The organism is Kineothrix sp. MSJ-39 (genome assembly GCF_018917935.1).
Classification (GTDB): domain Bacteria; phylum Bacillota; class Clostridia; order Lachnospirales; family Lachnospiraceae; genus CAG-194.
The window spans coordinates 18,785-40,418 of record NZ_JAHLPN010000002.1 but is presented as its reverse complement, the minus strand read 5'-3'; the positions used below and the strand labels follow the sequence as shown (position 1 = coordinate 40,418).

At 44.0% G+C, this 21,634-nt stretch carries 20 protein-coding genes; 19 read left to right on the top strand and 1 reads right to left on the bottom strand.

Annotated features, from left to right (window positions below; translation table 11 throughout):
- Nucleotides 1-48: 48 nt before the first annotated feature.
- The 9 genes from uvrC (at nt 49) to fba (ending at nt 9,489) form a co-directional block, all read left to right on the top strand.
- Nucleotides 49-1,965, top strand: a complete 1,917-nt coding sequence (gene uvrC / locus KQI22_RS01865; RefSeq protein WP_216550387.1) for an excinuclease ABC subunit UvrC — start codon at nt 49-51, stop codon at nt 1,963-1,965.
- A 117-nt stretch (nt 1,966-2,082) separates the two neighbouring features.
- Nucleotides 2,083-3,024: an HPr(Ser) kinase/phosphatase gene (gene hprK / locus KQI22_RS01860; RefSeq protein ID WP_022004266.1), complete on the top strand. Its 942-nt coding sequence runs from the start codon at nt 2,083-2,085 to the stop codon at nt 3,022-3,024.
- A gap of 33 nt (nt 3,025-3,057) precedes the next feature.
- Nucleotides 3,058-3,990 carry an ROK family glucokinase gene (locus KQI22_RS01855; RefSeq protein WP_216550386.1) on the top strand — a complete coding sequence of 311 codons (933 nt, stop codon included), beginning with the start codon at nt 3,058-3,060 and terminating at the stop codon, nt 3,988-3,990.
- A 102-nt stretch (nt 3,991-4,092) separates the two neighbouring features.
- Complete coding sequence (gene murB / locus KQI22_RS01850; protein WP_442905250.1) at nt 4,093-5,013, top strand: UDP-N-acetylmuramate dehydrogenase; 921 nt, start codon at nt 4,093-4,095, stop codon at nt 5,011-5,013.
- Nucleotides 5,014-5,031: 18 nt separating this feature from the next.
- A complete protein-coding gene (gene rapZ / locus KQI22_RS01845; RefSeq protein WP_216550385.1) occupies nt 5,032-5,895 on the top strand; it encodes an RNase adapter RapZ in 864 nt (287 codons plus the stop codon).
- Between the two features lie 14 nt (nt 5,896-5,909).
- Nucleotides 5,910-6,824, top strand: a complete 915-nt coding sequence (whiA, locus tag KQI22_RS01840) for a DNA-binding protein WhiA (protein ID WP_216550384.1) — start codon at nt 5,910-5,912, stop codon at nt 6,822-6,824.
- Between the two features lie 13 nt (nt 6,825-6,837).
- Complete coding sequence (locus KQI22_RS01835) at nt 6,838-7,095, top strand: HPr family phosphocarrier protein (protein WP_022004261.1); 258 nt, start codon at nt 6,838-6,840, stop codon at nt 7,093-7,095.
- Between the two features lie 461 nt (nt 7,096-7,556).
- On the top strand, nt 7,557-8,444 hold the full coding sequence (locus KQI22_RS01830; protein ID WP_216550383.1) for a diacylglycerol/lipid kinase family protein: 888 nt from the start codon (nt 7,557-7,559) through the stop codon (nt 8,442-8,444).
- 178 nt (nt 8,445-8,622) lie between these two features.
- Nucleotides 8,623-9,489 carry a class II fructose-1,6-bisphosphate aldolase gene (gene fba / locus KQI22_RS01825; RefSeq protein WP_022004259.1) on the top strand — a complete coding sequence of 289 codons (867 nt, stop codon included), beginning with the start codon at nt 8,623-8,625 and terminating at the stop codon, nt 9,487-9,489.
- Between the two features lie 322 nt (nt 9,490-9,811).
- On the opposite strand, the gene KQI22_RS01820 is transcribed toward fba, so the two are convergent.
- On the bottom strand, nt 9,812-10,336 hold the full coding sequence (locus tag KQI22_RS01820; RefSeq protein ID WP_216550382.1) for a peptidylprolyl isomerase: 525 nt from the start codon (nt 10,334-10,336) through the stop codon (nt 9,812-9,814).
- A 214-nt stretch (nt 10,337-10,550) separates the two neighbouring features.
- Here KQI22_RS01820 and KQI22_RS01815 point away from each other — a divergent pair, with 214 nt between their 5' ends.
- The 10 genes from KQI22_RS01815 (at nt 10,551) to KQI22_RS01775 (ending at nt 21,522) form a co-directional block, all read left to right on the top strand.
- Complete coding sequence (locus KQI22_RS01815; protein WP_216550381.1) at nt 10,551-11,312, top strand: GNAT family N-acetyltransferase; 762 nt, start codon at nt 10,551-10,553, stop codon at nt 11,310-11,312.
- 358 nt (nt 11,313-11,670) lie between these two features.
- Nucleotides 11,671-13,458, top strand: coding sequence for an ammonium transporter (locus tag KQI22_RS01810; protein WP_216550380.1), 1,788 nt, complete (start codon nt 11,671-11,673; stop codon nt 13,456-13,458).
- A gap of 336 nt (nt 13,459-13,794) precedes the next feature.
- Nucleotides 13,795-16,422 (top strand): pyruvate, phosphate dikinase, encoded by a 2,628-nt coding sequence (ppdK, locus tag KQI22_RS01805; protein ID WP_216550379.1) that lies wholly within the window; start codon nt 13,795-13,797, stop codon nt 16,420-16,422.
- Between the two features lie 216 nt (nt 16,423-16,638).
- Nucleotides 16,639-16,767: a hypothetical protein gene (locus tag KQI22_RS13935; protein ID WP_256447398.1), complete on the top strand. Its 129-nt coding sequence runs from the start codon at nt 16,639-16,641 to the stop codon at nt 16,765-16,767.
- A 77-nt stretch (nt 16,768-16,844) separates the two neighbouring features.
- On the top strand, nt 16,845-17,480 hold the full coding sequence (locus KQI22_RS01800; protein ID WP_216550378.1) for a hypothetical protein: 636 nt from the start codon (nt 16,845-16,847) through the stop codon (nt 17,478-17,480).
- Between the two features lie 455 nt (nt 17,481-17,935).
- Nucleotides 17,936-19,291: an SLC13 family permease gene (locus tag KQI22_RS01795; protein ID WP_253293464.1), complete on the top strand. Its 1,356-nt coding sequence runs from the start codon at nt 17,936-17,938 to the stop codon at nt 19,289-19,291.
- 270 nt (nt 19,292-19,561) lie between these two features.
- The gene (locus tag KQI22_RS01790; protein WP_216550377.1) at nt 19,562-20,155 is read left to right on the top strand and encodes a cytidylate kinase-like family protein; all 594 of its coding nucleotides are present in this window, start codon (nt 19,562-19,564) and stop codon (nt 20,153-20,155) included.
- Nucleotides 20,156-20,317: 162 nt separating this feature from the next.
- On the top strand, nt 20,318-20,575 hold the full coding sequence (locus tag KQI22_RS01785; protein WP_216550376.1) for a type II toxin-antitoxin system HicA family toxin: 258 nt from the start codon (nt 20,318-20,320) through the stop codon (nt 20,573-20,575).
- Nucleotides 20,575-21,084 carry a type II toxin-antitoxin system HicB family antitoxin gene (locus KQI22_RS01780; RefSeq protein WP_216550375.1) on the top strand — a complete coding sequence of 170 codons (510 nt, stop codon included), beginning with the start codon at nt 20,575-20,577 and terminating at the stop codon, nt 21,082-21,084. Before KQI22_RS01785 ends, KQI22_RS01780 begins: the two co-directional genes overlap by 1 nt.
- Nucleotides 21,085-21,522 (top strand): hypothetical protein, encoded by a 438-nt coding sequence (locus KQI22_RS01775; RefSeq protein WP_216550374.1) that lies wholly within the window; start codon nt 21,085-21,087, stop codon nt 21,520-21,522.
- The last annotated feature ends 112 nt before the right edge of the window (nt 21,523-21,634 follow it).

Below are 21,634 nucleotides of genomic sequence, written 5' to 3'. Positions count from 1 at the left end.
GTGATTAAAATATTGGATAGGACAGAAAACGGAGAAAGGAGACAGATCATGTTTTGTATCGAGGAGGAACTGAAAAAACTTCCCCATTCGCCCGGCGTTTATATCATGCATGATAAGGCAGACACCATTATATATGTAGGAAAAGCGATCGATCTGAACCGACGTGTGCACTCTTATTTTCGGACGAGTACGAAAAAAACGGCAAAGATCCGGAAAATGGTCAGTCTCATCGACCATTTTGAATATATCCTGACCGATTCGGAGCTGGAGGCTCTGGTACTGGAAAATAACCTGATCAAGGAACACCGTCCCAAATACAATACGATGCTGAAGGATGACAAGACGTATCCTTATATTAAGGTAACGCTTGGAGAGGAATATCCGAGGGTTCTTTTTTCGCGTCTGATGAAGAAGGACAAGTCCAGATATTTTGGGCCTTTCACAAGTGCGTCCAGCGTCAAGGACACGATCGAACTGATCTGTAAGCTGTACAAGATCCGTACCTGTAACCGCCAGATCCGACAGCCGGAAGAAATTACCGGACAGAATGAGACAAATTCAAATATAGAAAAAAAAGCCGTGCAGGACAGGGCGTGCTTGAATTATCACATGAAGCAGTGTGATGCACCGTGTATGGGTTATATCAGCAAGGAAGAATATGCGCAGAATGTGAAAAAAGCAGTGGATTTCCTGAACGGGGATTATCATGGCGTTTTAAAAGAACTGGAGCAGAAGATGGAAGAAGCTTCCGAGCAGATGGAGTTTGAGGAGGCGATCCGTTACCGGGATCTGCGAAACAGCGTACTGGCTGTGGCGCAGAAGCAGAAGATCACGGACAGCAACGGAGAAGACAAAGATGTGATCGCCCTGGCAAAAGACGAGAAGGATGCGGTTGTACAGGTGTTCTTTGTCAGAGACGGCCGCCTGATCGGGCGCGAGCATTATTACATGATGCATGTGGCAGATCAGACAGAGGAAGAAATCACGGGCAGTTTTGTAAAACAGTTTTATGCGGGAACGCCTTATCTGCCGAAAACGATCATGCTGCAGTGCGAAATATCCGATATGCCGCTTCTTGAAGAATGGCTGAGCGGACGGAAAGGCTCTAAGGTGCGTTTTGTGGTACCGAAGATCGGAACAAAGGAGAAGCTGGTCGAGCTTGCGGCAAGAAATGCCGCGCTTGTCCTTTCGCAGGACAAAGAACGGATCCGCCGTGAGGAAGAACGGACGACGGGCGCAGTTGCGGAGATCGCGAAGCTGATCGGCCTTACGCAGGTCAACAGGATCGAGGCATTCGATATTTCCAACATCAGTGGCTTTGAATCGGTCGGATCCATGATCGTGTTTGAGGGCGGAAAGCCGAGAAGAAGCGATTATCGTAAATTTAAGATCAAAACAGTGGAAGGACCGAACGATTATGCCAGCATGCATGAGGTGCTGACCAGGCGTTTCACACATGGACTTACCGAAAAGGCGGAAAATAAGGAAAAAGAAAAGGATGATGTTTACGGCAGTTTTACCAAGTTCCCGGATCTTCTTCTGATGGACGGCGGACGTGGTCAGGTCAATATCGCAAAGGAAGTGCTTGAGGAGCTGCATCTGTCCATTCCGGTCTGTGGTATGGTAAAGGACGATCATCACCGGACCAGGGGATTGTATTACGAAGGGGTGGAACAGCCGATCGATCCGCATTCCGAGGGCTTTAAGCTGATCACAAGAGTGCAGGATGAAGCGCACCGGTTTGCGATCGAATATCACAGATCATTGCGCCGCAAGACAAATGTCCGATCCGTTCTGGATGAGATCAAGGGTGTCGGTCCTGCCCGCAGAAAAGCGCTCATGCGTCATTTTGACTCTCTTTCCGAGATCAAAAACGCTTCCGTGGAGCAGCTTTTGGAGATCCCGGAGATCAATGAATCCTGCGCGCAGGAGATTTATGGATTTTTTCATAAGGAAAACGGATAAAAAGTTGTAGACCTATTTTATTTATGTTACACTAGTAAAGATGTAGCGTTATATTGGGAAACGCGATATTTGTACGGAAAAGTGCATAAATATAATAGTGAGATAAGGAGCGGGGTTATGGCAAGTGTAAGTTTAAGCAGAATTATTGAAAAATTTAAGCTGGAGAATCTGACACCTGAGATCGAAACAAAGGGGATCAAGATTACTCAGCCGGATATCAACAGACCGGCGCTGCAGCTTGCAGGTTATTTTGAGCATTACGAGGCAACACGTCTGCAGATCATCGGATTTGTGGAATATACCTATATGAACAGCCTGACGGAAGAGCGGAAGGAAGAGATTTTTGAAAAACTGTTATCCAATCCGATCCCGGTTATCGTGTTCTGCAGAGAACTGCAGCCGGATCCGCTGTTTCTGAAAAAAGCGGTTGAACACAAGATCCCGCTGTTAATGACAAAGAAAGCAACCTCTGCTTTTACGGCAGAAGTGATCCGCTGGCTGAATGTAAAGCTGGCACCGTGTATTTCCGTACACGGCGTACTGGTGGATGTCTACGGTGAAGGCGTTCTCATCACAGGTGAGAGCGGAATCGGTAAATCAGAGGCGGCACTGGAGCTGATCAAGCGTGGACATCGTCTTGTTACGGATGACGTGGTAGAGCTCCGCAAGGTAAGTGATGATACACTGATCGGATCCGCTCCGGATATTACAAAGCATTTCATCGAGCTGCGCGGTATCGGTATTATCGATGTCAAGACACTGTTCGGTGTTTCCAGCGTAAAGGATACAGGAAATATCGATCTGGTCATCCGTCTGGAAGACTGGAGCAAGGATAAAGAATATGACCGTCTTGGTCTGGAAGAGGAATATGTGGATTATCTCGGCAATAAGATCGCAAGCCATACCATTCCGATCCGTCCGGGACGTAATCTGGCACTGATCTGCGAGTCTGCAGCAGTCAACCACAGACAGAAAAAGATGGGCTATAATGCAGCACAGGAGCTTTATAAGCGTGTACAGGAATCGCTTTCAAAGCGCCGTGATGAAGATGAAGAATAGGAAAGTGTAAAAATAAAAGGAGTATACAGAAGAATGAAAAAATATTGTTTTGGAGTAGATGTCGGCGGTACAACGATCAAAATGGGATTCTTTGATACAGAGGGCAATGTCCTTGATAAATGGGAGATCCCGACACGTACGGAAAACGGCGGAGAAAATGTTCTGCCGGATATTGCAAAGGCAGTTAAAGATAAGCTGGCTGAGAAACAGATCGATAAAGAAGAAGTTTCGGGAATCGGTGTTGGTGTACCGGGCCCGGTAGACAGCAAGGGTGTCGTATATAAATGTGTCAACCTCGGCTGGGGTATTTTCAATGTAAATGAAAAACTGGAAGACCTGACAGGCATTTCCGTAAAAGCCGGAAATGATGCCAATGTAGCAGCGCTCGGAGAAATGTGGAAGGGTGGCGGCCAGGGCTTTCATACACTGGTTGTTGTCACACTCGGTACCGGCGTTGGCGGTGGTATCATCTTAGACGGCCAGATGCTGACAGGTGCAAAAGGTGCAGGCGGTGAGATCGGTCATATCCATATGAATGACGCGGAGCCGGATGAATGTGGCTGTGGCAATCATGGCTGCTTAGAGCAGTACGCATCCGCAACAGGTGTGGTACGTCTGGCAAAGCGTGCGCTTGCAAAAGCAACGGAAAAGACTGTTTTAAACGCAGATACCGTAACAGCAAAGGATGTCTGGGACGCAGTAAAAGAGGGCGATCCTGTTGCATTGCAGGTAGCAGAGCAGTTTGGTAAATATCTTGGTGAAGGACTTGCGATCGTAGCAGATGTTATCAATCCGGAAGCATTCGTTATCGGTGGCGGCGTATCCAAAGCAGGAGAGGTACTCCTTTCCTATATCGAGAAAAACTATACAAAGACCGTATTCCATGCAAGCAGAGACGTGAAGTTCACACTTGCAACACTCGGCAATGATGCAGGTATCTACGGCGCAGCGAAGTTAGTAATATAAATATAATGATGTCAGGGTCAAAAGGTCTAACCCCATGTGGGAGTGCAAAGCACGGAACAATCCGTATGACATCTTTCGACAATCATATAATTAATTTAGTAGGTGAATAATTTGAATCAGGCTTTACTGGAGTTTATCAGGGAAACGGTAACCCCGGAAAATATGAAGCTGCAGGAGCCCATGGCAGCCCATACAACATTTCGTACGGGCGGTGAGGCAGCAGTGTTTGTGGAAGTGCCCGGAAAGCAGCAGCTTACGCAGCTTGTACAGTATATGGCAAAAATCTCACAGGAGTTTTTTGTACTTGGAAAAGGCAGCAATCTGCTTGTAGGAGATAAAGGGTATCCGGGGATTGTGCTGAACCTTGGAAAACAATTTGCCCGGATCGAGGTAGAGGGCAATATCATCCGTGCGGAGGCGGGGGCTTCGCTGCCACAGGTAGCAGTTACGGCCATGCAGCACGGACTCAGCGGTCTGGAATTTGCAGCAGGCATTCCGGGCAGTATCGGCGGTGCGATCGTTATGAATGCGGGCGCATATGACGGAGAAATGAAGCAGGTAACGAAATGTGTTACCGTTTTGAATCAGATGGGAGAAGAAATGGTTCTGGACTGCGATACGATGGAATTCGGATACCGCACCAGTATCATCAAAAACCGCCCGTTTGTTGTAGAAGAAGTGGAATTGCAGCTTACAAAAGGTGATCCTGCCGAGATCAAGGCAAAAATGGACGACTTTAACGGCCGCAGAAAAGAAAAACAGCCGCTGGAATATCCGAGCGCGGGAAGCACCTTTAAAAGACCGGAAGGCTATTTTGCCGGAAAACTGATCATGGATGCGGGTCTGCGAGGATTCCGGATTGGTGGTGCACAAGTATCGGAAAAACATTGCGGCTTCGTGATCAATGTCGGAAATGCATCTTCCGCAGATGTCAGGGAAGTGATTGATGAAGTGAGAGAACGTGTGAAACAGCAGTTTGGCGTTACATTAGAGCCTGAAGTTGTATTTTTGGGAGATTTTTAACTGCTGTAAGGAGGTAATATGCGGCTTGTAATCGTAACAGGTATGAGCGGAAGCGGAAAGCAGACAGCGATGAAGCTTTTGGAAGACGCCGGATACTACTGCGTGGATAATCTGCCGGTACCGCTTGTACCAACGTTTGCAGAGCTGATTGTACAGCCGGGCAGTGAGATCGAAAAGGCTGCGGTCGGACTTGATATCCGATCCGATCAGGCATTCGGGGATATCATGAGGGCATTGTCCCAGCTGACAGAGCGAGGTATCGCATATGAAGTTCTGTTCATGGATGCAGATGATTCCACCCTTTTAAAACGCTATAAAGAGAGCCGCCGGATGCATCCGATCGATGGAAACGGTGCGATCGAAGAAAGCATTTTAAAGGAACGCAGTATATTAAAGGAAATACGGGACAAGGCAGATTATGTGATCGACACCTCTTCCCTTCTGACAAGAGAACTGAAGGAAGAACTGGATCGCATATTTGTCCGGAATGAGGCATATAATAGCCTCATGATCACGATCATGTCCTTCGGTTTTAAGAATGGGATCCCTCTGGATGCAGATCTGGTGTTTGATGTCCGTTTTTTACCGAATCCATTCTATATTGATGAACTAAAGAAGAAAACAGGAAACGATAAAGAAGTATATGACTATGTCATGTCTTTTGCGGAGGCAGGTCTTTTCTTGGATAAGCTCACGGATATGCTTGCATTTCTGATTCCGAATTATGTGAAAGAGGGGAAATACCGTCTGGTGATCGGGATTGGCTGTACAGGCGGCAAGCATCGGAGTGTGACCCTTGCAAATGCGTTGTATAAACGCATGAAGGATCATGGAAATTACGGGCTTACACTTGTGCATAAGGACGTTGACAGATTGAAATGATAAAGAGGTGCGGTATGTCATTTTCCGGACAGATCAAGGAAGAACTGGCACAGGTTATCAGTTCTCCAAGACATTGTCAGCTGGCGGAGCTGGCAGCACTGGTACAGTTTTGCGGGCATATAGAAGAGGATGGGTCACTGCTCGTGCAGTCGGAAAATCCGCTTGTGATCAGAAAATGCTTTACATTACTGAAAAAAACATTTAAGATAAAAGCTGTTGCGAAAAGTCAGATGCAGACACAAAATTACAGGCTTTTCGTGACAGGAGAGGATGCGTTCAGGGTATTGGAGGCATTGAAGATCTGCGATACGGCAGGGAATTTGATGATGAGACATTTGACAGATCCTGTTCTGATCAAAAACAGCTGCTGCAAAAGAGCTTATCTGCGAGGCTGCTATATGGCAGTGGGATCCATGAGCGATCCGTACAAGTCCTATCATCTGGAGCTCGTCTGCGGCTTACAGGCGCAGGCAGAGCAGCTTTTAAAAATATTGCATGATTTTTCATTAGATGCTAAAATGATAGTTCGTAAGAAATATCATGTAGTATACATGAAGGAAGGAGAAAATATTGCGGATTTTCTAAATATCACGGAAGCGCACAAAGCATTGATGGAATTTGAGAATACGCGTATTTATAAAGGTATGCGCAACATGGTGAACCGTAAGGTGAACTGTGAGGCCGCCAACATCACAAAGACGGTGAATGCTGCGACAAGGCAGGTAGAAGATATCAGACTGATCCGGGAAAAAATGGGGCTGGAAGGTCTGCCGGAGCCGCTGCGCCAGATGGCATATGTCCGCCTTGAAAATCCACAGGCGTCTTTGGGGGAGCTTGGGAAGCTGCTGGATCCACCGGTGGGCAAATCGGGAGTAAATCACAGATTGAGAAAATTGGGGGAGCTTGCAAAGGAACTGAAAGTTAAGTAGGAGGAATCTCAAAATGATTGAAAGAACAATGAAGATCGAGCTTGAAAACGGGCTTGAGGCAAGACCTGTTGCAGTGCTTGTACAGAAGGCAAGCATGCATGACAGCACTATTTACATTCATGCAGAAGGTAAAAAAGTCAATGCAAAAAGTATTATGGGAATGATGAGTCTGGGGCTCGACATGGGCGAAGAGGTTACAGTCGTTGCAGATGGCACAGATGAGCAGGATGCAGTCGACAGCATTGAAAAGTATCTGAGTGGACAGGAATAATCTTTCAGACATTGCAGGCAAGGGACACGGATACGTGTCCCTTTTGTGTAATAGGAACTTTGTTCCTATTACACAAAAACGCTCCGCGGGGATGCGCACTGCGGCGTACAATGTAGATGTCGCTAGCGACCGCCGCAGGCGCAAGAATGTGCCAGGGCACATTCTTTGTTCTAGCGAGGTAAGGAAATCAAGCATTGTCACATATTTGCGCAGCAAATGTGCGACTAAATAACCTGCGCAGCAGGTTATAGAATATTTCAACCGAGCGTACAATGTCATGCATCAAAGATGCATGATGTAGCCCCAGCCCATCACCGCAGGTGATTATGCATGGGCTGGGGTTCACGGAGAGAAAAACAGAAGCAGCATAGCTGCGCCGCTACGAAGTAGCGGATTTTTCGAGTAAAAACACACTTTGTAACTGATTTTGATGCCAGGGCACATTACAAAGGAGACAGTATATGGACAAGAAAATGCTTTTTATTTATAATCCACACGCTGGAAAAGCTGCGATCCGCAGCAATTTACTGGATATCATTGATATTTTTGCAAAAGCAGAATACGAGGTGACAGCATATCCGACCCGGCAAAGAGGTGATGCAGTCCGTGCCACACTTGAAAAAGCCGGAAAATATGATCTTGTTGTATGCAGCGGCGGAGACGGAACGCTGGATGAAGTGGTGGAAGGCATGATGAAGCGGACTGACCGCGTCCCTATCGGTTATGTACCGGCGGGAACGACAAACGACTTTGCACGCAGCTTGCATATTCCGAGCAATATGATCCGGGCAGCGGAAATGATCGTGCAGGAAAAGGAATACGCCTGTGACATCGGTTCGTTTAATGAGGACAGCTTTGTATATATTGCAGCGTTTGGTCTCTTTACAGATGTTTCTTATGAAACAGACCAACAGGTGAAAAACGTGCTGGGACATCTGGCCTATGTGCTGGAGGGAGCAAGAAGACTGAATAAATACCCATCCTACCACCTGAGGGTAACGAGCAACGGAACGACGATCGAGGAGGATTTCATGTATGGCATGGTCACAAACTCCGTTTCGGTCGGCGGTTTTAAAAACATTACCGGAAAACACATCCATCTGGATGATGGGGTGTTTGAGGTAACACTGATCAAAAAACCGAAAAATGTCGTGGAACTGAATCAGATCATGGCAGCTCTCATCGGCAGAAATATTGACAGCGACTGTATGTATTGCTTTAAAACATCCGAGATCATCTTTGAAAGTGAAGAGGAGATTGCATGGACGAGAGACGGCGAGTATGGCGGAAGCCATAAAAAGGTCGTTATCACAAATGAAAAGCAGGCACTTCGTATTCTTGTACCATAATAAGTATGATGCCAGGGTCAAAAGGTCTAAAACCACATGAGCCTGCTCATAAGTGTAAAAGTTTACACTAAATTATAAAAATGTATTCCCTTTAAAAAAAAGATGGGGTATAATAAGGGCGAAAGCGCAGAGAAAAGAATTTCAATGCGTAATAAAGAATAAATGGAGGTAATTTAAAATGGCATTAGTTTCAGCAACAGAAATGCTTCAGAAAGCAAAAGCTGGTCACTACGCTGTTGGTCAGTTCAACATCAACAACTTAGAGTGGACAAAAGCAATCTTATTAACAGCTCAGGAGTGCAACTCACCTGTAATCCTTGGTGTATCTGAGGGTGCTGGTAAGTACATGGGCGGATATGATGTAATTATGGGTATGGTAAACGGAATGATCAAAGATCAGAACATCACAGTTCCTGTAGCAGTACATCTTGATCATGGTTCATATGATCACTGCTTAAAGTGCATCAGAGCAGGCTTCCCAAGCATCATGTTTGATGGTTCTCATTACTCAATCGAAGAGAACATCGAAAAGACAAAGATCTTAGTAAACGCAGCTCATGTAAACGGCGTATCTATCGAAGCAGAAGTTGGTTCTATCGGTGGTGAAGAAGACGGCGTTATCGGAATGGGCGAATGTGCAGATCCAGCACAGTGCAAGCAGGTAGCTGACCTTGGTGTTGACTTCCTTGCAGCAGGTATCGGTAACATCCATGGTAAATATCCTGCAAACTGGAAAGGACTTCAGTTCGACGTTCTGGATGCTATCCAGCAGAAGACAGGAGACCTTCCATTAGTACTTCACGGTGGTACAGGTATTCCGGATGACATGATCAAGAAAGCAATCTCTTTAGGAGTAGCTAAGATCAACGTTAACACAGAGTGCCAGTTAGTATTCGCTGATGCTACACGTAAGTATGTAGAAGCTGGTAAGGATCTTGAAGGTAAGGGATTTGACCCTCGTAAACTTCTTGCTCCTGGTTTTGATGCTATCAAAGCTAAAGTAAAAGAAAAAATGGAATTATTCGGATCAGTTGGACAGGCTTAATTGTTCTTTCCGGGCGATTTGGAATAAAGAGGAAATTTTTAAGAGGCAGCTATTGGCTGCCTCTTTTTTGCGCGATGGGAAATATCTGTTATTCATTTTATGAGGAAAATTATCCATAAAAAGGGAGGATGCCAGGTAGAGGGGCTACCTGGCACTGATTATGAAAAAGTTTTTATTTATTTCAAACATACGTTGTATCCGTTGTTTATGATATTAGTATATGTGGGAGAAATGGATAAACAATGTTATGTAAATGAAAATTCCTTAAATGAAAAATGAACAATTTGTAAACGTACAAATTGTTCATCTTTACTAAAAAATATTACATTTTTTCCGGTTCCGGATAATCAACACCAAAACAGTCCACTGTCATGGATTTGATCTTCTGTTCTTCTAACGGTCTGTCGTTGTAATCGGTCGGTGTTTCGGCAATTTTGTTCACAACTGCCATGCTGTCGCCTGTGACTTTACCAAACGCTGCATAAGAGCCGTCAAGATGCGGGCTTGTTTTGTGCATGATAAAGAACTGGCTGCCTGCGGAGTTGGGCATCATGGATCTTGCCATGGAAAGAACACCATCCGTATGCTTTAAATCATTCTGAAAACCGTTTGCGGCGAATTCACCCTTAATGCTGTAGCCGGGGCCTCCCATACCTGTTCCGTCCGGACAACCGCCCTGGATCATAAAGCCCTTGATCACACGGTGAAAGATCAGACCATCATAAAAGCCTTTTTTGATCAGACTGATAAAATTGTTGACAGAGACCGGTGCCACATCCGGATATAATTCCGCTGTGATCACATCTCCGTTTTCCATTGTAATCGTAACAACTGGATTCTGTGCCATAATATTTGTTCCTTTCCTTTCGATTTATAAATTGATGCCAGGGTCAAAAGCCCCAAAGTCTGAATTTGTATGGCATCTTTTGACACCTATACGCTTTTATTCTAAAATAAAAGAAGAAAATCGTAAAGAAAAATATAACAAAGGCAGATAATTGGGACATACGGATGGATGAATCTGTAAAATGAAAAGGTGAGGATGGGACAACGGAAATACCATGGAAAAACGTTATAAGGAAATATTGCTTACAAATGAATACGGGAAACTGCTGGAAGCAAAGAAAAAAGGAATTCCGGCGGTTCCATGTCTGCCTGTCATATATGCAGAGAATCCGATCACTGCAGGAAATGAAAAAATAATGGCAAAAGAAATGGATCTATCAGGCTATCCTTATGTGCTGGAGCAGGCAGAAGAGGTAGAGAAAGCCTATCTGGAAAAGATCCGGTGCAGGCTGTTAGGGCTGCCATGTGAAATACTGCAGACAAGACGGTGTATTGTGCGGGAAATCTGCCTTGCGGATGTGGATAACCTGTATGAAATTTATGCGGACCCATCGATCACATTATATATGGAAGGTTTGTATGCAAAAAAGGAAGAAGAAATTGCCTACACCCGCGATTATATCAGGTATCAGTACGGTATTTATGATTTTGGAATGTGGATCATAGAAGATGGGCAGTCCGGGGAAGTGATCGGACGTGCAGGGCTGGATCTTAGACCGGATAGGGAAGATGCGGAGCTTGGCTATATGATCCGCAAAAACAGGCAGGGGCAGGGGCTTGCCTACGAAGTCTGCACTGCCATTTTAGCCTACGCAAAAGAAGAACTTGGTTTTGAAAAGCTTTTTGCCAGAACACGGAAAGAAAACCTGGCATCTGTAATGCTTTTGAAAAAACTGGGATTTCATCCGGTTTGTGCGCAATCGGAGACAAAAGAAGCAGATAACGCACAGATAGAATACTATATTGCGTTATCATAACAAAAAATGGCATAATTCTAAAAAAGTATAAAAACCAGCCTTGACATTCCGGGGAGGCGGGAATATACTCACACTTGTAAAGCAAAGGTGCTTCGAGATGATCGAGGCACCTTTTTTTAATGTCATATATCCGAAGGATATATGATGTAGCTCTTGTCACATATTTGCGTAGCAAATGTGCGACTAAATAACCTGCGAAGCAGGTTATAGCGAACTCGCCTTCATGGGCGGTGGTTCAAATAAGGGATGCGCAATCCGGATAAGTGGGGACAGACCCCAACACAGAATACAATGCAGTCCACAAAGTCGTGGAAGAGGAGTGCATTGTATTTTTTATTTAGAAGAGGAGGAGATTATTATGACAGAGGAGATTTTAAATGCCATAAACGGTGAAGTGTATGGCGTCTGGTTTTTGATCGGCGCTGCACTGGTGTTTTGGATGCAGGCAGGATTTGCAATGGTGGAGACAGGTTTTACCAGAGCAAAAAATGCAGGTAACATCCTGATGAAAAATTTGATGGACTTTTGTATTGGAACAGTAGTATTTATCCTAATCGGTTTTGGTTTATTTCTGGGCGAGGATATGGTAGGACTGATCGGTAAACCGGGATTTGACATTTTTACGGATTATGCAAATTTTGACTGGTCTAACTTCGTATTCAACCTTGTGTTCTGTGCAACGACCGCAACGATCGTATCCGGAGCCATGGCAGAAAGAACGAAATTCCTTTCCTACTGTGTATATTCCGCAATTATTTCAGCAGTGATCTATCCGATCGAAGCACATTGGACATGGGGCGGCGGCTGGCTCGCACAGATCGGTTTTCATGATTTTGCAGGTTCCAACTGTATTCATATGGTAGGCGGTATTTCAGCCCTGATCGGTGCTGCAATGCTTGGTCCACGTATCGGTAAATTTGTAAAAGACAAGGACGGAAAAGTAACGAAAGTCAATGCTTTTCCGGGACATAACCTTCCGATCGGCTGTCTGGGTGTGTTCATCCTCTGGCTCGGCTGGTATGGATTCAACGGCGCAGCAGCAACCTCTATTGATGAGCTTGGTTCCATCTTTGTTACAACAACGATCGCACCGGCAGTTGCAACAGTTGTGACAATGATCCTGACGTGGGTAAAATACGGAAAACCTGATGTTTCCATGTGCCTGAATGCATCTCTTGCAGGTCTTGTTGCTATCACAGCACCATGTGATGTCTGTGATGCCTTTGGTGCTATCATCATTGGTGCAGTATCCGGCGTACTGGTTGTATTCGGTGTATGGCTTCTGGATTACAAGTTACATATAGATGATCCGGTTGGTGCAGTTGCAGTTCACTGTATGAACGGTATCTGGGGTACGATCGCAGTTGGTTTATTCGCAACAGATACAGCTCCTGCATTTGCAAGAGGTATCGGCGACGGCATTACATATGGTGCAAACCAGATCGCAGGCAAAGGTCTTTTCTACGGCGGTGGCTTTTCACAGCTTGGTATCCAGCTCCTTGGCATGGTATGTACAGCAGCATGGACGGCAGTGACGATCACGATCGCATTTTTGATCATCAAAGCAACAATCGGTCTTCGCGTCAGTGAAGAGGAAGAAATCGTAGGACTTGATTCTTGTGAGCATGGTCTTGCAAGTGCTTATGCAGGCTTCAGTATCATGGATATCAGCAACACAATGACAATGGATGTGAATGAAAATACAGATCTTGGCGTAAATGATTATGATGCAGCATCAGAGGCACAGAAGGATGCAGCAGTCAAGGTGGTGGCATCCCCATTACCGCCAACAGGCATCTACAAGGTAGTTGTGATCGCAAAACTGGCAAGATACGATGGTCTGAAGAAAGCAATGAACGACCTTGGTGTAACCGGTATGACGGTAACACAGGTTATGGGTTGTGGTGTCCAGAAAGGCGCCGGCGAGATGTATCGTGGTGTTGAAATGGATGCAACACTTCTGCCGAAGGTTAAGGTAGAAGTGGTAGTCAGCAAGATTCCGGTAGAAAAGGTGATCGAGGCAGCCAAGAAGGCACTTTATACAGGTCATATCGGTGATGGTAAGATCTTTGTATACAATGTAGATAAGGTTGTTAAGGTCCGTACCGGCGAAGAGGACTTTGCAGCCCTGCAGGATGTAGAGTAGCTTTTACCTAAATCCCTTAGTTGATATATACATGAACAGCCCCCGGCGTGCTTCCACCACGCCGGGGGCTGTTCGTGTAAAAAGTAGCAAAATTGACATAAAAAAGACTGAAACTTTGTTTATTCTTCCAAGAAGATATCAGTGCGTCAATTCTCTATAGATGATATAATGAACATACGAGAGTTTCAAATCAAATTTCTGTGATAATTGCACAAAAACAGCAGAGGTCAGTGTGAAAAATATCTGAAATGAAAAGCCGGATAGGATGCAGGAAAGAAAGGCTGCAAGGCAGAAATGGATTTGAAAAAACAAAGTCGACCAAGGGGGACGAAAACTATGTCAAAAATGGTGTATTTATTTGAAGAGGGTAACGCAGATATGCGGAATCTTCTTGGTGGAAAGGGTGCCAATCTTGCAGAAATGACAAATCTGGGGCTTCCGATCCCACAGGGTTTCACGGTTACAACAGAGGCTTGTACGGACTATTACAACAATGGCCGTACAATTTCAGAGGACATTCAGCAGCAGATCTTTACAGCACTTGCTGATCTGGAAAAGAAGCAGGGCAAAAAATTCGGTGATACCGAAAATCCACTTCTTGTATCTGTCCGTTCCGGCGCGAGAGCTTCCATGCCGGGTATGATGGACACGATCCTGAACCTCGGACTGAATGACGTTGCAGTGGAAGGATTCGCAAAGAAGACAGGCAATCCGAGATTCGCTTACGATTCCTATCGTCGTTTTATCCAGATGTTTTCCGATGTTGTTATGGAAGTGCCAAAGTCATTGTTTGAGCGCGTTCTGGATGAGATCAAAGCAGCAAAACAGGTCAAATTTGATATGGAACTGACTGCAGAAGATCTGCAGGAAGTGATCGCGCGTTTTAAAGCGATCTATAAGGACAAGATGGGAGAGGACTTCCCACAGGATCCGAAGGTACAGCTGATGGAAGCTGTCAAAGCCGTATTCCGTTCCTGGGATAATGAGCGTGCTATCGTTTACAGAAGAATGAATGATATTCCGGGTGACTGGGGAACAGCTGTTAACGTACAGGCAATGGTATTCGGTAACATGGGTGAGACAAGTGGTACAGGCGTAGCCTTCACAAGAAACCCATCTACCGGCGCAAAGGGTATTTATGGCGAATATCTGATCAATGCACAGGGCGAGGATGTTGTGGCAGGTATCCGTACACCACAGCCGATCATAAAGCTGGAGCAGGATCTGCCGGAGTGCTACAAGCAGTTCATGGAAATTGCCATGAAGCTGGAAGCACATTACCGCGATATGCAGGATATGGAGTTTACGATCGAGAACGGTAAGCTGTTTTTCCTGCAGACAAGAAACGGAAAGAGAACAGCACAGGCAGCACTTCAGATCGCCTGTGATCTTGTAGATGAAGGCATGATCACACCACAGGAGGCAGTGACAAGAATCGAAGCAAAATCACTTGATCAGCTTCTGCATCCGACCTTTGATCCGGAAGCCTTGAAGGCAGGCGAAGTGATCGGACAGGCACTTCCTGCATCACCGGGCGCAGCAGCAGGTAAGGTTTACTTCACAGCAGAAGAAGCAAAACAGGCACACGAGCAGGGCGAGAGAGTTGTTCTGGTACGTCTGGAAACTTCTCCGGAGGATATCGAAGGTATGCATGCATCCGAAGGTATCCTGACAGTCCGCGGCGGTATGACAAGCCATGCAGCAGTTGTGGCACGTGGTATGGGAACGTGCTGTGTATCAGGCTGCGGCGATATTGCGATCAATGAGGATGACAAAGTATTTGAACTTGGCGGACATACCTTCCATGAAGGAGATTATATTTCACTGGATGGTTCCACCGGTAAGATCTATAAAGGCGACATCAAGACAATGGAAGCTTCCGTATCCGGAAACTTCGGCCGTATCATGGACTGGGCAGATCAGTACAGAAAGCTGCAGGTCCGTACCAATGCAGATACACCACAAGACGCTGCAAATGCAGTGAAGTTCGGTGCAGAAGGTATCGGTCTTTGCCGTACAGAGCATATGTTCTTCGATCCGGACCGTATCCCGAAGATCCGCCAGATGATCCTTGCCCGTACACTGGAACAGAGAGAGAAAGCATTAAATGCACTGATCCCATTCCAGAAGGGTGATTTCAAGGCTTTATACGAAGTAATGGAAGGAAGACCGGTTACGATCCGTTTCCTGGATCCGCCGCTTCATGAATTTGTACCGACAGAGCAGGGCGATATCGATGATCTGGCTGTACAGATGCTGATGACAGCAGAAGAAGTACAGGAAATTTGTGATTCCCTGCATGAATTTAACCCGATGATGGGTCACAGAGGCTGTCGTCTTGCCGTTACATATCCGGAAATCGCAAAGATGCAGACAAGAGCCGTCATGGAAGCTGCGATCGAGGTCAAAGCAGAAAAAGGCTATGACATTGTTCCGGAGATCATGATCCCACTCGTAGGCGAAAAGAAAGAGCTGAAATTTGTAAAAGATGTTGTTGTAGAAGTGGCAGAACAGGTTAAGAAAGAAAAGAATTCCGATATCCAGTACCACATCGGTACGATGATCGAAATTCCGAGAGCTGCACTTTTAGCTGATGAGATTGCAGAAGAAGCAGAGTTCTTCTCCTTCGGTACAAACGATCTGACACAGATGACCTTCGGCTTTTCCAGAGATGACGCAGGCAAGTTCCTCGGTGACTACTACAAGAACAAGATCTACGAATCAGATCCGTTTGCAAGACTTGACCAGAAGGGTGTCGGTCAGCTTATAAAGATGGCAGCGGAAAAAGGACGCAAGACACGCCCGGATATCAAGCTTGGCATCTGCGGTGAGCATGGCGGTGATCCATCTTCCGTTGAGTTCTGCCATAAAGTAGGTCTGACCTATGTATCCTGCTCACCTTACCGTGTTCCGATCGCCAGACTTGCCGCTGCGCAGGCCGCGATCAATAATCCGGAGACGTAAGGGAAAGATGATATGCTCTGCTTGATTGCAGGAGCAGTAAAATGAGCGCAAATCAATAAATATATAACAATTCTTGCAAAATCTGAATTTTTTGATTATGTATTCTTAAAAAACTGAATTTCCGTCCTGCATGATATGCAGGACGGAAATTTCTTGAAAATCTAAAATCCACTATCCCAATCCACATCAGATTAATTCAAAAAGGAGAACACATCTATGAAACAAATCATATATTCTAATCAGGAAGAAAAATTTTCAAAACAGGTAGAAGGGCTGATTGAAGAACAGGAACGTATACTTGCGCAGGCACAAAAAGCGGCTCAAAATTGTCCGGAGGGTCTTTGAAGGTACAGAAAAAAGAAAGTGGAAGATATTATTATAAGAGGTCTGCCGAGCAGGATGGGAAGGTAATACTTCAGTATTTGCCGAAGAAAAATCTAAAACAGATACAAGCTTTGGCGCATAAAAAGTATTTTGCAAAGATTCTTCCTACGCTGGAAAAGAATGTGCAAATTCTGAGAAAAATGCAACAGACATATCAATATGATATTATCAATGCTGTTTCTATGCATCTGCGGGATACGATACAAGATATAGAGTCGCCGTTCATAAAAGAAGCAGATTTATTATTGCTTGATTGGGAGAAAGAAGCGTATGAAGTGAATCAAAGATATCCGGAATCACTGCGTTTTGAAACCGACCATGGGGAAATGGTCAGATCAAAGTCAGAGCTGATCATAGCGAATGCACTGGCGCGGGAAGAAATGTTTCTATATAAGTATGAACGACCTTTGCAGGTGAATCATCAGGGAAGAAGAATCACGATACATCCTGATTTTACTGTATTTCATAAGAAAACAGGAAAAATCACATATTGGGAGCATGCGGGAATTATGGATGATCCTGATTATGGAGCAGACTTTGTATGGAAAAGCAATCTATATCTGGAGAATGGTCTGTACCAGGGGAGAGATGTGATATTTACCTATGAATCAGCGGAGCATCCGTTGCAGTTGAGGATAGTGCGTAAAAATATAGATTGGATCAAGGAAATGTAGATCAGTTTCGCCCAAAAGAGGGAAGATAAATCCAAAATGGTGAAGATATTTTACTGCTATATGAAAAACTTCGTCTAAAAAAGCAGGACGCGGCGAAAAGATATGAAAAATATGGAGCGTAGAGCCGCGAACTAGTCAAAAAATCAGGGTATAGAGGAAGAGAAGTACTAAAATTTCGTCCAAAGAGAGAAAAAGAGATATAAAAGTATGAATGGTATTAGGACGCTAAGCTGGCAGTTCGTCCTAAAATAAGAAAACAGTCTTAAAAAGACGAAAACAGTCAGAAAGAGTCAGAAATGCTTCTCCCCAAAACCAGCAATATAGTAAAAATGTACGAAAAAAACTCAAACCGGTAAAGAAAAATTAACTTGCCACTGGCAAATATTGTGTTATAATAAGGGCTTGGTAAAAGAAATACATATATTACGGGCTCTAAAGAGCGAAAGGAGATAAAAATGGCACAGGCATTTGCTATCATCATTTTCTTAGCCATGTTTATTCTGATCATCATGGATAAATGGCCGAAACAGTATGTCACACTTGGCTGCGCGCTCCTGACACTGATCCTTGTGTTTGGTGTGGGTATGCACAGTATGGATGCGGTTATTGAGACATTAAATGTGAAAAGTATTTTTACACAGGGGTTCTGGTACACAGGCGGTCAGGCTTCCGAGACTTCAAGCGGTATCAACTGGGAGACAATCGTATTCCTTGCAGGCATGATGATCATGGTAGAAGGAATGGCTCATGTTGGATTTTTCAGATGGCTTTGCATGAGAATTGCAAAACTGGTTAAATATAAGGTAATTTCCATTTTCCTTACTTTTATGGTTCTGTCTTTCGTGCTTGCAATGTTCATTGATAGCATTACAGTTATCCTGTTCCTTGCAGCCGTTACAGTTGAATTGTCACAGCTTTTGAAATTCAATCCGGTACCTATGATCCTGTCAGAAGTATTCTGTGCTAACCTTGGTGGTAGTGCTACAATGTGCGGAGATCCGCCAAACATCATCATCGGTACATCACTCGGATATTCGTTCTCAGATTTCCTGGGACATACAGGTGTGATCGCTATTGTTTGTCTGTTTGTGATCCTTTTATACTTCTATCTGATCTTCAAGAAAGAACTTTCGGATAATGGTGCAGACAGCATTGATACGGCTTCTCTGCCATCACCGGAGTCAGCAATCGTCAGCAAGAAAGGCTTCATCGTAAGTACAGTGATCTTCCTGCTTGCAGTAGTACTTCTTGTATCGCATGCCAGCACAGGACTTACCGTATCCTGCATCGGTACCTTTATTGCGATCATCACACTGATCACATCCGGTAAGAATGCACTGACACTGATCAAGAAAATTGATTATCATACATTATTATTCTTTATTGGATTATTTGTTGTTGTCGGTGGTCTGGAGCAGACGGGCGTTCTGGTACTGCTTGCTAATCTGATCGGTAAGATCTGCGGCGGTAACTTATATCTGATGATCGCTATCATCATCTGGGTATCTGCTGTAGCAAGTGCGTTTATTGATAATATCCCGTTTGCAGCAACAATGATCCCTGTTATCAACAGCCTTGCAGCAACACAGGGCGTAGATCTTTCTATCCTTGCATGGTCTCTTGCAATGGGTACAGATATCGGAGGCAGCGCAACACCAATCGGTGCTTCTGCAAACGTAGTTGGTGTAGCAACAGCAGCGAAATCCGGTCATATCATCAAATGGGGCAGATACTGCAAAGCAATGGTTCCTGCAACAGTTATCGTTATGATCATTGCAACCATTATGATCTGCGTACGTTACGTACATTAATAAACATTTTATAAATCTTTACTAAAGGAGCCTAGTAAAAAGGCTCCTTTTGTGGTAAAATGTAACAAATACATAGAAAAACAAGCGACAGCGAAGCTGGCATTTGTTTTTCTGTATTTGTTAACGAGCAAATGCTTCTGCGAAGCAGAAGGTAACATGTGCGAAGCACATGATTTGCGAGTCTGTAAAAATGGACATCGAAGCAAATGTGCGGTCAAATAACTTGCGAAGCAGAATACTTGTTCAATATAGAAAAGGGAGGAATCATGTATGGGACAGTTAATTATTTCAATCGGACGTGAATTTGGTAGTGGTGGTCATGAGATCGCTGAAAAACTTGCAAAGCATTATGACCTGCCCCTCTACGATCACAATCTTTTGGACAAAATCGCTGAGGAGAGAAACCTGAACAGCGAGGAATTAAAGTCATATGATGAAGTACAGGATGGTGTATTTCACAGACGTGTTCGTGGCATGAGCAGCTCGATGACAGAGCATGTTGCACAGCTTCAGTTTGACTATTTAAAGGAAAAAGCAAATGCAGGCGAATCATTTGTTGTAGTCGGCAGATGCTCCGAAACAGTGCTGAAAGACAACAAAGGTCTGATCGCTATTTTCGTAAACGGTGACAAGGAGCAGAAGGTTGCCCGTGTTTCCAAGAAGTACGAGCTGTCAGAAAGCCAGGCAGCGGATCTGATGAAGAAGAAGGACAGAGCACGTAAGATGTATCACAACATCAACTGCGACAGCAAATGGGGCGATTCCCGCAACTACGAGCTTGTGGTTAACAGTAGCAAGCTTGGTGTAGACAAGAGTGTGCAGATGCTGATCCAGTACATTGATGCAAGAGTGGCAAATCGGTAAAATATTATATAAATGAAAGCATATCCCACAATGTAGATGAATCAATTAACATTGTGGGATATTCTATTTTTAAAGAAGATAATATAAATATATTGACAAAAAAATGGGGAGAATATATGATGCAACTATAATCTAGTTGCAAAAGAGGGATGCTATAGATAAATGAGTAAATTTGAAAAGGCGAAAGCCAGAATATTGCAAAAACCGAAGGATTATACATATACAGAAGCAAGAAATCTATTGAAAAAACTGGGGTTTGAGGAATACAATAAAGGAAAAACTTCGGGATCACGTGTCTGTTTCTATAGAGCAAGTGATAAAGCTGTTATTTTGCTTCATAAGCCACATCCCGGAGATGAAATGACTCCGGGAGCAGTTAATGATTTGATGATGTATTTAAAAGAATTGGGGGATCTATAATGAAGAAAAATATTATGGAATATAAAGGGTATCATACCTGCGTAGAGTTTGATGCGGAAACATGTGTACTGAGAGGAAAAATAGAAGGTATCAGTGATTTTGTGGATTTTGAGAGTTCTGATCCGCAGAAGATAGAGGAGGAATTTCATTCTGCGGTAGATGACTATCTGACATTCTGCAAAGCAGTGGACAAAGATCCCGATAAAGAATATAAAGGAACATTTAATGTTAGGATTGCTCCTGCATTGCATAAAAAATTGGCAATTACGGCATTAAGAGAAGGAGAGTCGTTAAATACAACAGTAGAACGAGCAATTCACGCGTATGTGGAAAATGATTCGACAACGACTGCCAGTTTGCAACAACAGGTTAGAATTCTGACATATGCATTAGCGATTTCGGAAAAGGATAAGATGGTTACGGTTGAAAACTTTGTCCCGGAGACTAAAATTATTCCGTTTCATTCACCTAAAATTAAAATGCAATATAACGAAGTGAGGTCAAATTAAATGATTACAAATTTATCAACATACTTTTTGCCTGAACAGAACATATTTTTACATGAAATAAATTACAGTAGAATAGAAGAAGTACAACAGTATGTAAGAAAAGAAAGGTTTTTGAATTGTTCTGATCATATTGAAGTAAGAATCTCGGGGGACGAAATGGTAAGAATTATTGTGACCAGAGAGTTATTCTTTGATCCACAGGAATTATTTCGCCTGTCGGTCTCTTTTGGAGCAGATTTAAAGATAGATCCCCAAAAAAACGGAGAGTATAAATGGGACGAAATAAATTTGGCTGAAGAGTTTAAAGAAAATGGAGATTTTGTAACGGGAAATCTAATGGCAAGGATTACACTTATGATAGCGGAGATTACATCCGCTTATGGACAACAGCCTATTATATTGCAACCGGAGATTGCAGGACGTTCAGATATACAATAATGATATTACTTAAAAATAGACAAAAATCAGAATAGATGATATGATAAAATGATGTAAAAATTAGTAAGGGTTTAGAAATAGGGGAAAAATATGCAGACCATCAACAGAAAAG